This is a genomic window from Alsobacter metallidurans (genome assembly GCF_014636935.1).
GTDB lineage: Bacteria > Pseudomonadota > Alphaproteobacteria > Rhizobiales > Beijerinckiaceae > Alsobacter > Alsobacter metallidurans.
Genome location: NZ_BMES01000001.1, coordinates 1,056,948 through 1,069,641, shown reverse-complemented (window position 1 = coordinate 1,069,641; position 12,694 = coordinate 1,056,948). Strand labels below are relative to the sequence as shown.

Sequence of the window (12,694 nt, the reverse complement as noted above, 5' to 3'; positions counted from 1 at the left end):
GCGGGAGGGGGTCGCGCAGCCGCTAAACGGGGGATGGGTCAGGCGGCGTGGCCGACTTGCGCGGCGGGAGCCGCTCCTGCGGCCGCGGCGGGCTGGATCCCGGCTTTCGGAAGGCTCAGAATCCGAGCCGATCGAAGGCTTTCCCGAAGCCTCATCGTCTCTTCCTGCCGCGCCCGGGTGGCGGCGGCCCCGAGCGAGGCGGAGCAGTCGCGGGCCGGCGGATGAGCCAGGGCCTCGAAAACATCGCCGCGCGCCACGCCGAGGTCGGCAAGCAGGTGGTCGTCCAGCGAGAGGAGCTCGGCGACCTGTTGACGATTGCGCCAGCGCTTCCAGGCGACGGCCACGCGCGCCACAAGCGCGCCGGCGCCGGTGAACGAGGGTGCGAGGGCCTGCTGGGCGGGGGCGGTCATCGTGATCTCCTGCATGTTTGCGCGCCATTGCGGCGGGGGCGGCCGGGACGTCGGCCGTGCGACAGATCTACGCAACCGCAGATCATAAGTGAAACGAATGTTCATGATGGACTGCATCAGTAAAAACGATCATTGTCACAGGGCCGTCACGCGCGACCGGGTGAAGTCATGCACCTTCTCGACATCGATCAGCTGAAGACCTTTGTGGCGATCTGCGACACGGGGTCGTTCACCAAGGCGGCCGAGGTGGTGCACAAGACGCAGTCAGCCGTGTCCATGCAGATGAAGCGGCTGGAGGAGCGGCTCGGAAAGCCGGTGTTCGAGCGCGACGGGCGGGCCTCGCGCCTGACCGAGGACGGCGAAAGGCTGCTCGATTACGCCCGGCGCATCCTGCGGCTCAACGTGGAGTGCCTGGCGAGCTTCGCGGACGCCGAGCTCGCCGGTCGGGTGCGGCTCGGCGTGCCGGACGACTACGCGGACCGCTACCTGCCCGAGATCCTGGCGCGGTTCTCGCGCTCAAATCCGAAGGTGGAGGTGACGGTGGTGTGCGAGCCGACGCCCATGCTGGCGGACCGGATCCAGACCAGCGACCTCGATCTCGCGATCATCACGCATGTGGAGAGCCGGGGCCCGGCCGAGATCATCCGCAAGGAACGGCTCTTGTGGGTGGCGTCGCTGCGCCACGCCGTGCACGAGGAGGGGCTGCTGCCGCTGGCGCTGGGACGCCCGACCTGCAACTGGCGCCAGGCCGCGACCGAGCGGCTGGACGCGATGGGCCGGCCCTACCGCATCCTGTATTCGAGCTGGAACTCCAACGCCGTGGGGGCGGCCGTGCTGGCCGGGTTGGCGGTGGGCGTGCTGCCGGAGAGCGCGGCGCGGCCGGGCATGCGCGTGCTGGGGCCGTCCGAGGGCTTTCCGACGCTGCCGTCCTGCAAGATCGGCCTGATGCGCAACCGGCATGAGCGCTCGGCGCTGGCGGACGCGCTGGCGGGACACATCGTGTCCAGCCTGGACAATTTGAAGGGGGCCAGCATCGCGCCGGACGATGACGCGGTTGCGGCGGAGTGAGCCGGGCCGGGCCGTCAGGCGGCTGACGCCATGTTGCTCAGGATGGAGTTGAAGAGGTCCCACAGCGCGCTGCGGATGGAGCCGGAGCCGCCGATGATCACCAGCGAGATGATGGCGGCGATCAGCCCATATTCGATGGACGTCGCGCCCGTTTCGTCTTGGCGGAAGTGTTTAAGGGCGCGGATCATCAGGGGGTCGCCAACCTCAGTTCATGCAACTTACGCGCGTGTCTTTTAATGGAGCGTGATCATGGCGGTGAAAAAGCTCGCTATGGTTGTGTTTCCGCGCGAGAAGGGCGCCGTGGCGGGCCTTTTGCGAGTCGGATAGGGTTCTGCTCCGGTGAGCGCCGGCTTGATTCTCGTCACTTGCTGGTCACGCCAAGGCGTGTAACCTTGAGTTGGTGAAGCGCGTAGGCCAGAACTCCCGGCGCGAGCCGACGCTGCGGAACAGTGATTTCCAGCAGGCGTTTGCACCTGCCGATTCGAGTGCCGACCTGGGGGCCTGGGCCCTTGCGAGCGGGAGTGCGACACGATGTTCCAACCCGTTCCAGGCGCATTCGGCGCTTCCTGGGGCGCCGGCGTGAAACGCGCCCCGCGGGTCCTGATCTACAGTCACGACACGTTCGGGCTCGGGCATCTGCGCCGGTCGCGCGCCATCGCGAACGCGCTCGTGCAGGCCGCGCCGGACGCTTCCGTGGTGATCGTGACCGGCTCGCCCGTGGTGGGCAGCTTCGATTTCGGCAACGGCGTCGACTTCGTGCGCGTGCCGGGCGTGGTGAAGCTGCCGGACGGCGACTACACCACCCTGAACCTCAAGATCGGACTCGACGAGGCGGTGGCGCTGCGCGAGGCCATCATCCGCAACACCGCGTTGGCGCTGGATCCCGACCTCGTGATCGTCGACAAGGAGCCGACCGGCTTCCGCGGCGAGATCCTGCCGACGCTGCAGCTGATGAAGCAGCGCGGCGCGAGGCTGGTGCTGGGCATCCGCGACGTCATGGACGAGCCGGCGCTGCTCGCGCCCGAGTGGGAGCGCAAGGGCGCCGTGCAGGCGCTGGTGGACTTCTACGACGACATCTGGATCTACGGCCTGCGGCGCCTCTACGAGCCGCTGGCGGCGCTTGACCTGCCGGAAGCGGTGCGCAACCGCATCACCTATACGGGCTACCTGCGGCGCGAGCTGCCGGACGCGCCGCAGTTCTCGCGCTACCCGAAGCTGACGCGTGGGCCGTTCGTGCTGGTCACCACCGGCGGCGGCGGCGACGGGCCGGCGCTGCTCGACTGGGTGGTGTCGGCCTATGAGCGCGACCCCGACATCCCGATCCCGGCGCTGGTGGTGTTCGGCCCCTTCGTGTCGCGCGGGGCGCGGCAATCGCTGATGGGGCGCATCGCCAAGCTCGAGAAGGTCGACGCCATCGCGTTTGATTCCAAGATCGAACACCTGATGCAGAAGGCGTCCGCCATCGTGGCGATGGGCGGCTACAACACGTTCTGCGAAATCCTCTCGATGGATAAGCCCGGCCTGATCGTGCCGCGCAAGACGCCGCGGCTGGAACAGGCGATCCGGGCGCAGTTCGCCGAGGAGGCCGGCCTGGTGCGCCAGCTCGACGGGCTCGACAACCCGCCGTCCACGCACGACCCGCTCGAGATGGCGGCCGCCATCCGGGCGCTGATGAGCCAGCCGAAGCCCTCGCAGGCCGTGATCCCCGACCTGCTGGACGGGCTGGAGCGCATCGGCGCGATGACGCGCCCGTGGTTCGAGGACGCACGGACCGGGCGCGGTCGCTCCGGCGTCGGCATGGCGGCCGAGTGAGCCGGCGTCCATGACGCTTGATCCTGCGCCGGGACGCGCGGCGCCGCCGGCCGTCGCCGTGGTGGTGAAGGGCTATCCGCGCCTCTCCGAGACCTTTATCGCGCAGGAGATGCTGGGGCTGGAGCGCGCCGGCTTCCGGCTTGCGATCTGGGCGCTACGACGGCCCACCGACAAGGCCGTGCACCCATTGAACCGGCAGATCCGCGCCGAGGCGTCCTACCTGCCGGAATACCTGTACCAGGAGCCCCTGCGGGTTTTGGCGGGCGCGGGGGCCGCCTTGCGCAGGCCGGCGCTGGGCGCGCTGCTGCGCCTGTTCTGGCGCGACCTGAAGCGGGACTTCACGCCGAATCGGGCCCGGCGGCTCGGGCAGGCGCTCGTGCTGGCGCGTGAGCTCGACCCGGCGATCCGGCACGTGCACGTGCACTACCTCCATACGCCCGCCTCGGTGGTGCGCTACGCTTGTCTCTTGAGCGGCCGCACCTTCAGCTTCTCGGCGCACGCCAAGGACATCTGGACCACGCCGGACTGGGAGAAGCGCGAGAAGATCGCGGACGCCGCCTGGGGGGTCACGTGCACCGCCATGGGGCTGGACGAATTGCGGCGCCTCGCGCCAGCCGACGATCCCGACCGGGTCGCGCTAATCTACCACGGCCTCGACCTGACCCGCTTCCCGGCCGCGCCGCCATCGCGCCCGGCGCGCGACGGGTCCGATCCGGGCGATCCGGTCCGCATTCTCTCGGTCGGGCGCGCGGTGGCCAAGAAGGGCTACGACGATCTGCTCGATGCGCTGGCCCGCCTGCCCGCCGGCCTCCATTGGCGGTTTACCCATATCGGCTCGGGCGAGCTCAAGGATGCGCTGCGCGCCCGGGCGACGACGCTTGGCCTCGCAGACCGGATCGAGTGGCTGGGCGGCCAGGCGCAGGACGCCGTGGTGGCGGCGATGCGCGACGCCGACCTGTTCGCGCTGCCCTGCCGGGAAGGGGACCACGGCGACCGCGACGGGCTGCCCAACGTCATCATGGAGGCTTCCACGCAGGCGCTGCCTATCCTGTCCACCGCCTTTGCGGGCGTGCCCGAGTTCGTCCGCGAGGGCGTGGAGGGCGTGCTGACGCCGACCCGCGATCCCGTTGCGCTGGCCGATGCGCTGGAAACCTTGATCCGTTCGCCAGCCCTTCGCGCGCGGCTCGGCGATGCGGCGGCGCGCCGGGTTCGCGACTTCTCGTTCGAGGCGGGCGTCGAGGCCGTCGCTCACAGGCTGGACCGGTCGCTCGGGGCCGAGGCTCCCCTCGCCTCTCCGGCCGGAACGCTCGCCGCAGCGGCGTCCTGATGCGCGTCGTTTTTCATGCGCCCCTGAAGCCGCCGGAGCACCCCGCTCCGTCCGGCGACCGGGAGATCGCGCGCCTGCTGCTGCGGGCGCTGGAGCAGGCCGGCATCGCGGCCGAGCGACCCTTCGCGCTGCGCATGTTCGACCCGCGCGGCGACGCGAGCCTCATGCGCCGGCTTGCCGCCGAGGCCCGGGACGCGGCCGGGCGCTTCGTCGAGGAGGCGCAGAGCCGCCCGCCGGCCGAGCGGCCCGGCGCGGTGCTGACCTACCATGTGCACTACAAGGCGCCGGATGTGTTCGGCCCCGCGGTCGCGACCGCGCTCGGGCTGCCATACGTGGTGGTGGAGGGCTCACGCGCCCCCAAGCGGGCCGGCGGCCCGTGGGCGGTCGGGCATGCGCTGGCCGAGGCGGCGCTGGATCGGGCCGACGCCGTGCTGATCATGAACGCGCGGGACCGGCCGATGCTCGAGGCGGCCCGGCCGACGGCGCAGCGGCTCATCGATTTTCCTCCCTTTCTGGACGCGGCCGCCTGGCCGCGGTTGGAGCGGCCAGCCGCGACGGCCGCCGGGCGGCCCCGCCTGCTGGCGGTCGGGATGATGCGGGCGGGCGACAAGCTGGCGTCGTTTCGCGTGCTCGCCGAAGCGCTCGCGACGCTGGATGAGCGGCCGTGGACGCTGGACGTGGCCGGAGACGGCCCTGCGCGGCCGGAGGTCGAGGCCGCTTTCGCACGGTTCGGCGACCGGGTCCGTCTCCATGGCGAGTTGGACCGGGCGGGGCTGGCCCGGCTTTACGCGGGCGCCGACCTGCTCGCGTGGCCGGCCGTGAACGAAGCCTTCGGCATGGCCTTTCTGGAGGCCGCCTTGTTTGGTTGCCCTGCGCTTGCGGGCGCGTATGGCGGCGTCGCCGGCGTGGTGGACAATGGCCGCACGGGCGTGCTGACGCCGCCCGGCGACGCGGCTGCGTTCGCGAGCGCGCTGGGGTCGCTGCTGGACGCCCCCGGCCGGCTGCGCGCGCTGAGCGTCGCAGCCCGGGACCAGGCGCTCGGGGGCCGCACGCTGGATGCCGCCTCCGCGCGGCTGCGCGGCGCGCTGGCCGAGGCCGGCCGGGCTTTCGCGGAGCGCGCCTCGTGAGCATCTCGGCGCTGTTTGTTGTCACGCATCTGCTGGGCACCGGCCATCTCGCCCGCACGGCCGCGCTGGCCCGCGCCATGGCGCGCCGCGGCCATCGCGTCACGCTGGTCAGCGGCGGCAGGCCTGCCCCCATGGTGCGGCTCGACGGGGTGGACCTCGTGCAGCTGCCCCCGGCGCATTGTGTCGGGACAGATTTCGCGACGCTGCTCGGGGCGGACGACGCGCCCCTGACGGCGGAGGCTCTGGCCCAACGCCGGGCGCTCACGCTCGCGGCCTTCGAGCGCACCCGGCCCGACCTGCTGGTGACGGAGCTGTTTCCATTTGGCCGCCGCCAGCTCGCGGCCGAATTCGTGCCGCTGCTCCAAAGCGCGCGCGGCCGCGACCCACGCCCGGCCGTGGTGTGCTCCGTCAGGGATATTCTGCAATCGCCGTCGCGGGCGGTCCGCGCGCAGGAGACGCTGGAGCGGCTCTGCGCCTTTTACGATCGGGTGCTCGTGCATGGCGACCCGGAGGTGGTTCCGCTCGACGCCTCCTGGCCTGTCGGCGATGAGCTCGAACGCCGGCTCGCCTATACGGGCTATGTGGGCGACCCGCCGCCGGAGGCTCCGCCCACCGGCGAGCCCGCCCCGGCGCAGGCCGGCGCGATCGTGGTTTCAGGCGGCGGCGGCGCGGCCGGCCTGCCGCTGCTGAGCGCCGGCGTCGCCGCCGGGCGCGTCGATCCGCTCTGGCGCCCCTGGCGCATCCTGGCCGGGCATGGAGTCGCGGAGCGCGACTTCGAGGCGCTGCGGGCGCACGGCTGCGACCGCGTGGTTGTCGAACGGGCCCGGCCGGATTTCGTCCAGTTGCTGCGCGAGGCCGCCGTGTCGGTGAGCCAGGCGGGCTACAACACCGTGATGGACATCGCGGCGGCCGGCGCGCGGGCCGTGCTGGTTCCCTTCGAGCAGGGCGGCGAGCGCGAGCAGCGCCTGCGGGCGGAGGCCCTGGCCGAGCGCGGGCTCGTCGTGACCCTCCAGGAAGCAAACCTCACCCCGGAGGCGCTTTTGCGCGCCGTTCACGAGGTCTCGGCCGGGCCCCGGCCGCACTGGCCGGACTGGCGCGACGGAGCGGAGCGCGCTTGCGCGATTCTGGAAAGCGCCGCTGCGGCGGCGACGCAGCGGGCCTTGGCCTGGCGCGAACTGGACGATGGGCTCTCGGCTTTGCGAGCGGCTGGGCGCAGCATGGCGGTGTGGTGGCGGGACGACGACTGCGTCGCCCCTTCGCCGGCGCTGGACCACATGCTCGCGCTGGCCGAGCGCGTCGGCTGCCCGGTCGCGCTGGCGGTGATTCCCGAAGCGGTGCGGCCGGAGCTTGCCGAGAGGTTGCGGACGGCCCCGTTCGCCAGCGTGTTGCAGCATGGGTGGGCGCACCGCAACCACGCGCCTGAGGGCGCGAAAAAGCAGGAGCTCGGGCACGCGCCGGGCAATCTGGTGCTGGCTGAGCTTCAGTTCGGCCGTGACCGCCTGGAGGAGATGTTCGGCGCGCGCGCGCTGCCGGTGCTGGTTCCGCCCTGGAACCGGATCGACCCGGCGCTTGTGCCCGCGCTCCCGGGGCTCGGCTTTCGCGGCCTGTCGACGTTCAGGGCTCGGCGCGCCCGCGAGGCGGCGCCGGGGCTGAGGCAGGTCAACACGCATCTCGATCCCATCGACTGGCATGGAGATCGTGGGCTCGCCGACGAGGCCGCGCTGATCGGGATCGTCGCCGCGCATGCGCGGGCGATGGCGGCAGGGGGCGCAGACCTGGACGAAGCCTTTGGCCTGCTCACCCACCATCTTGTGCACGACGGCTGGATCTGGAGTTTCGTCGAGGAGCTTCTCGCCCGGCTGGGCGCCTCCGGGGCCGTCCGTTTCGTGTCCGCCGAAGAGGCGTTTGCGCTACCGCATGGCTGAAGCGGGAGTTTCATGCCAGCGTCGCCTTTATCCCGGAGTTGTGCGTTAGGGACAGGTGAGGCCAAGATGCGGGACGGACACGAAAACTCGTCGACAGGTTCGTCCGCTCCGGCTCTTCTGGTCCGGACGGCCGACCACGAGCGGGACCGCGGGAGCGAGATGACGCCGAACACCGAACCGCTGGTCAGCATCCGGGATCTCGCGGTGGATTTCACCGCGGACGCCGGGCTCGTGCACGCGGTCCGCGGCGTTTCGTTCGATCTCTATCCCGGCCGCACGCTGGCGGTGGTTGGCGAATCCGGCTCCGGCAAGTCCGTAACCGCCAACGCGATGCTGCGCCTGCTGCCCAAGCGCGGGCGCATCGTCAACGGCTCGATCATGTTTCGCGATCCGCTCGGCGGCGGGCCGGTGGACATCGTCAAGCTCGATCCCGATAGCGAGAAGATGCGGCAGCTGCGCGGCGCGCGGCTGGCGATGATCTTCCAGGAGCCGATGACGTCGCTGTCGCCGCTGCACACGGTGGGCGACCAGGTGACGGAGGCGCTGCGCATCCATGACGGCGTGAGCCAGGAGGACGCCGAGGCGCGCGCCATGGCGGTTTTCGAGCGGGTCGGCTTCCGCGACCCCAAGGGCATGCTCACCACCTATCCGTTTGAGCTCTCGGGCGGCATGCGCCAACGGGCCATGATCGCGATGGCGCTGATCTGCCGGCCCGCCCTGCTGATCGCCGACGAGCCCACCACCGCGCTGGACGTGACCACGCAGGCGCAGATCCTGGCGCTGATCAAGGAGCTGCAGGCCGAAACCCAGATGGCCGTGCTGCTGATCACGCACGACCTCGGCGTGGTCGCCAACATGGCGGACGACGTGGTGGTGATGTATCGCGGCCAGGTGATGGAGCGCGGCGAGCGCGAGGACATCTTCCGCCGGCCGCAGCATCCCTATCTGGTGGCGCTGATGCGCGCCGTGCCGCATTTCGACATGAAGCAGGACGAGCGCCTGACGCCGCTGCGAGAGATCAAGATCGACGCCGCAGCGGCGGCGGCCGCAGCCCATTGCGGGCGAGATCCCGTGCCGGCGGGGCGCACCGTGCTGGACGTCACCGGCGTCAGCAAGACCTTCACGCTGCGCTCGGGCGGGCTCTTCGGCACGCCGCAGCGGATCGCGGCTCTTTCCAACGTCAACCTGACGCTGCGCGCGGGCGAGACCCTGGGGCTGGTGGGCGAAAGCGGTTCGGGCAAGACCACGCTCTCCAAGGTGATCATGCGCGCAATGGCGCCCGACTGCGGCACCGTGTGCTTCGACGACGGAACCGGCGCGCGCGACGTGTTCAAGCTCAAGGGCTCGGACCTGAAGGACTACCGCCGGGCCGTGCAGTTCGTGTTCCAGGACCCGTTCTCGAGCCTAGACCCGCGCATGACGGTGTACGACATCCTGGCCGAGCCGCTGCGCATCCATCGCATCGGCAGCGAGGACCAACGCTTCCAGCGCGTGAAGGACCTGCTGGAGCTGGTCGGTCTCGACCAGCGCTCCATGCGGCGCTACCCGCATTCGTTCTCGGGCGGGCAGCGGCAGCGCATCGGGCTGGCGCGCGCGCTGGCGCTGAACCCGGCCGTGATCCTGTGTGACGAGCCGACCTCGGCGCTGGACGTGTCCGTGCAGGCGCAGATCCTGAACCTGCTGAAGGACCTGCAGACCGCGATCGGGCTCTCCTACCTGTTCGTGTCGCACAACCTCGCGGTCGTGGACTACATGGCCAACGACATCGCGGTGATGTGCCGGGGCGTGATCGTCGAGCAGGCGCCGCGCGAGACGCTGTTCCGCTCGCCCAAGCACCCCTACACGCAGGCGCTGCTGGCCGCCGTGCCGAGCCCGGACCTCGACCACCTGCTCGATTTCTCGCGCCTCACGGGCGGGGGGTTCTCGAACCCGGCGGACTGGCCGGAGCCGTTCCGCCTCGTGCCCGGCGAGACCCGCCCCGAGATGGTGGAGGTGGAGCCCGACCACCGCATCGCGCTGGCGCGGCCCTGCGATGCCGTGGCGCAACCCGAGCCGCTGAGGGCCGCGTCATGACGATCACGCGTCGCGGCGTTCTCCAGACCGGGCTGGCGGCGGCCGCCGCCGCAGCGGCGCCAGGCGCCCTGCGCGCGGAGGGGTTCTCCTTCCAGGAGTCGCCCATGCTGGCCGAGCGGGTGAAAAAGGGCCTGCTGCCGCCCGTGATCGACCGCCTGCCGACCACGCCGCTGATCGCCGATTTCGCGTCGCGCAAGCGCACGGTGGGGCGCTATGGCGGCGAGATCCGCACCCTGATCGCGAAGACGCGCGACCTTCGCTACATGTCGGCGAACGGCTACACGCGCGTGGTGGGCTATGACGAGACGCTGACGCTGCAGCCGGACCTGGCGCAGAGCTACGAGGAGCAGGACAACCGCGTCTTCACGTTCACGCTGCGGCGCGGGCATCGCTGGTCCAACGGCCAGCCCTTCACGAGCGAGGATTTCCGCTACTACTGGGAGGACGTGGCGCTCAACAAGGACCTGAGCCCGAGCGGGCCGCCCGAGCTCTTCATGGTGGACGGCAAGCTGCCGCGCTTCGAGATCATCGACGACCTGCGCATCCGCTATTCCTGGGACGCCCCGAACCCGCGGTTCCTGCCGGCGCTCGCGATGCCGCGGCCGCTGCGGCTGTTCTCGCCGTCGCAATATCTGCGGGCGTTCCACAAGCGCTACGCCGAGAAGGGCGTGATCGAGAAGGCGATCGCGGCCGCCAAGCTGCGCAACTGGGCGGCGCTGCACAACCGGCTCGACGATGACTACGAGTACAGCAACCCCGACGCGCCCGTGCTGACGCCCTGGCGGCTGGTGACGCCGCCGCCGGCCAACCGGATGGTGTTCGAGCGCAACCCCTATTTTCACCGGCTCGACCCGGAGGGGCGGCAGCTCCCCTATGTCGACAAGGTGCTGGTGGACGTGGCCTCGCCCGGGCTGTTTCCGGCCAAGAGCAACGCCGGCGAGGTGGACCTGCAGGCGCGCGGCCTCTCGATGAACGACGTGCCGGTGCTGAAGGAGGGCGAAGCGGCGCAGAACTACCGCACGCTGCTTTGGCCCTATGCGCGCGGGTCGATCTACACGCTCTACCCCAACCTCAACACGGCCGACCCGGAGTGGCGGCGGCTGAACCGCGACATCCGCTACCGGCGCGCGCTGTCGGCCGCCATCGACCGGCGCATCCTCAACAACGCGCTGCTGTTCGGGCTCGGCGTCGAGGGCAACAACACCGTGCTGGCGACCAGCCCGTTGTACTCGGACGTGTTCCGGACCGACAACGCGGCCTACGACCCCGAGCTCGCCAACGGGCTGCTCGACGAAGTGGGCCTGACGGGCCGCGATTCCTCCGGCTTCCGCACCCTGCCGGACGGGAGGACGCTGGAGATCGTCGTGGAGGTGGACGGCGAGTCCACCGATATCGTCGATGCGCTGCAGCTCATCACCGAGTTCTGGCGCGATGTCGGGGTGAAGCTGTTCATGAAGCCGCAGGACCGCGGCATCCTGCGCCAGCGCTCGTTCTCGGGCCAAACCGTGATGGTGGCGGCGACCGGCCTCGACAACGCCGTGCCGACCGCCATGATGCCGCCCACCGAGCTCGCGCCGGTGCGGCAGGAGCACTACAGCTGGCCCAAATGGGGCCAGTGGTTCGAAACGCAGGGCCACAACGGCGAGGAGCCCGACACGCCGGGCGGCAAGCGCCTGCTCGCGCTCTACAAGGAGTGGCTGAGCGCCACCGAGGACACGCGCAACGCCGCGATCTGGCGCGAGATGCTGGCGCTGCACGCCGAGAACCAGTGGACGATCGGCACCATTGCGGGCGAGCTGCAGCCCGTGGTGGTGAACAAGCGGCTGCGCAACGTGCCCGAAAAGGCGCTGTTCTCCTGGGAGCCGACCTCGCTGATGGGCGTGTACCGGATAGACGAATACTACTACGCGGCAGGCGCCTGACATGGCGATCGCGCTCTACATCCTGCGCCGCGCCGTCACGATGCTGCTGACGCTGGTCGCCATCTCGGCGCTGGTGTTCGTGGTGATCAAGCTGCCGCCCGGCGACTATCTCAGCAACCAGATCGCCGAGCTGCGCTCGCAGGGCGACCCGGCGGCCGCCGCCAAGGCCGAGTTCCTGCGCGCCCAATACGGTCTCGACCGGCCGGTATGGGAGCAGTACTTGATCTGGATCGGCGCCTGGTCCGGTCCCAACGGCTTCTCGGGCCTGCTGCAGGGCGACTGGGGTTGGTCGTTCGAGTTCCAGCGCCCGGTGAACGAGGTCGTGGGCGGCGCGCTCGGGCTGACTCTGCTGGTGAATGTCGCCGTCGTGATCTTCGTCCATGTGATCGCGATCCCGATCGCGATCTATTCGGCCACCCGGCAATATTCGTGGGGCGACTACGCCGCCACGCTGCTGGGCTATATCGGGCTGGCGACGCCAAACTTCCTCCTCGCCCTGATCCTGCTGTTCTACCTCAACCGATGGTTCGGCATCTCGATCGGCGGGATGATGGACGCGCGCTACGACGGCGAGCCCATGAGCATGGCCAAGCTCGGCTCCATCGGCTCGCACCTGATCGCCCCCGTGGTGGTGATCGGGCTCTCGGGCACGGCCGCGATGATCCGGCGCATGCGGGCCAACCTGCTGGACGAGCTGCAGAAGCAGTACACGATCACCGCGAAGGCCAAGGGCATGCGGCCCATGCCGGCGCTGATCAAGTATCCGTTTCGGATGGCGCTGAACCCCTTCGTGGCCGACATCGGCAACCTGCTGCCGCACCTGATCTCCGGCTCTGTGCTGGTGTCGCTGGTGCTGAGCCTGCCCACCGTCGGGCCGGTGCTGCTGCAGGCGCTGAAGCAGCAGGACCAGTTCCTGGCCGGGTTCATCCTGATGTTCGTGGCGGTTTTGACGGTGGTCGGCATGCTCCTGTCGGACCTGCTGCTCGCCACCATCGACCCGCGCATCCGCTTTGGCGGGCGAAAGAGGTGA

10 protein-coding genes are annotated in these 12,694 nt (G+C 70.3%); 8 read left to right on the top strand and 2 right to left on the bottom strand.

Annotation, left to right across the window (positions count from 1 at the left end; genetic code table 11):
- Positions 1 to 38: 38 nt before the first annotated feature.
- Entirely contained in the window at positions 39 to 410 is a 372-nt protein-coding gene (locus tag IEV99_RS04635) for a DUF1127 domain-containing protein (protein WP_188516530.1), read from the bottom strand.
- 168 nt (positions 411 to 578) lie between these two features.
- On the opposite strand from IEV99_RS04635, the gene IEV99_RS04630 reads away from it, so the two are divergent.
- Entirely contained in the window at positions 579 to 1,478 is a 900-nt protein-coding gene (locus IEV99_RS04630) for a LysR substrate-binding domain-containing protein (RefSeq protein WP_188516529.1), read from the top strand.
- Between the two features lie 14 nt (positions 1,479 to 1,492).
- On the opposite strand, the gene IEV99_RS04625 is transcribed toward IEV99_RS04630, so the two are convergent.
- Positions 1,493 to 1,666 carry a Flp family type IVb pilin gene (locus IEV99_RS04625; protein WP_188516528.1) on the bottom strand — a complete coding sequence of 58 codons (174 nt, stop codon included), beginning with the start codon at positions 1,664 to 1,666 and terminating at the stop codon, positions 1,493 to 1,495.
- A gap of 343 nt (positions 1,667 to 2,009) precedes the next feature.
- Here IEV99_RS04625 and IEV99_RS04620 point away from each other — a divergent pair, with 343 nt between their 5' ends.
- The 7 genes from IEV99_RS04620 (at position 2,010) to IEV99_RS04590 (ending at position 12,694) form a co-directional block, all read left to right on the top strand.
- Entirely contained in the window at positions 2,010 to 3,290 is a 1,281-nt protein-coding gene (locus IEV99_RS04620; RefSeq protein WP_188516527.1) for a glycosyltransferase family protein, read from the top strand.
- A gap of 10 nt (positions 3,291 to 3,300) precedes the next feature.
- Complete coding sequence (locus tag IEV99_RS04615) at positions 3,301 to 4,617, top strand: glycosyltransferase family 4 protein (RefSeq protein WP_188516526.1); 1,317 nt, start codon at positions 3,301 to 3,303, stop codon at positions 4,615 to 4,617.
- Positions 4,617 to 5,744, top strand: coding sequence for a glycosyltransferase family 4 protein (locus tag IEV99_RS04610; RefSeq protein WP_188516525.1), 1,128 nt, complete (start codon positions 4,617 to 4,619; stop codon positions 5,742 to 5,744). The genes IEV99_RS04615 and IEV99_RS04610 overlap by 1 nt, the downstream gene beginning before the upstream one ends.
- Positions 5,741 to 7,669 carry a glycosyltransferase gene (locus IEV99_RS04605; protein ID WP_244643551.1) on the top strand — a complete coding sequence of 643 codons (1,929 nt, stop codon included), beginning with the start codon at positions 5,741 to 5,743 and terminating at the stop codon, positions 7,667 to 7,669. The genes IEV99_RS04610 and IEV99_RS04605 overlap by 4 nt, the downstream gene beginning before the upstream one ends.
- A gap of 159 nt (positions 7,670 to 7,828) precedes the next feature.
- On the top strand, positions 7,829 to 9,742 hold the full coding sequence (locus IEV99_RS04600) for an ABC transporter ATP-binding protein (RefSeq protein WP_188516524.1): 1,914 nt from the start codon (positions 7,829 to 7,831) through the stop codon (positions 9,740 to 9,742).
- A complete protein-coding gene (locus IEV99_RS04595) occupies positions 9,739 to 11,664 on the top strand; it encodes an ABC transporter substrate-binding protein (protein ID WP_188516523.1) in 1,926 nt (641 codons plus the stop codon). Before IEV99_RS04600 ends, IEV99_RS04595 begins: the two co-directional genes overlap by 4 nt.
- Before the next feature lie 7 nt (positions 11,665 to 11,671).
- Entirely contained in the window at positions 11,672 to 12,694 is a 1,023-nt protein-coding gene (locus tag IEV99_RS04590; protein ID WP_188517646.1) for an ABC transporter permease, read from the top strand.

Excerpts from the sequence above, each read along its gene's own strand:
- IEV99_RS04635 (WP_188516530.1), bottom strand. The coding sequence starts at position 410 with ATGACCGCCCCCGCCCAGCAGGCCCTCGCACCCTCGTTCACCGGCGCC.
- IEV99_RS04630 (WP_188516529.1), top strand. The coding sequence starts at position 579 with ATGCACCTTCTCGACATCGATCAGCTGAAGACCTTTGTGGCGATCTGC.
- IEV99_RS04625 (WP_188516528.1), bottom strand. The coding sequence starts at position 1,666 with ATGATCCGCGCCCTTAAACACTTCCGCCAAGACGAAACGGGCGCGACG.
- IEV99_RS04620 (WP_188516527.1), top strand. The coding sequence starts at position 2,010 with ATGTTCCAACCCGTTCCAGGCGCATTCGGCGCTTCCTGGGGCGCCGGC.
- IEV99_RS04615 (WP_188516526.1), top strand. The coding sequence starts at position 3,301 with ATGACGCTTGATCCTGCGCCGGGACGCGCGGCGCCGCCGGCCGTCGCC.
- IEV99_RS04610 (WP_188516525.1), top strand. The coding sequence starts at position 4,617 with ATGCGCGTCGTTTTTCATGCGCCCCTGAAGCCGCCGGAGCACCCCGCT.
- IEV99_RS04600 (WP_188516524.1), top strand. The coding sequence starts at position 7,829 with ATGACGCCGAACACCGAACCGCTGGTCAGCATCCGGGATCTCGCGGTG.
- IEV99_RS04595 (WP_188516523.1), top strand. The coding sequence starts at position 9,739 with ATGACGATCACGCGTCGCGGCGTTCTCCAGACCGGGCTGGCGGCGGCC.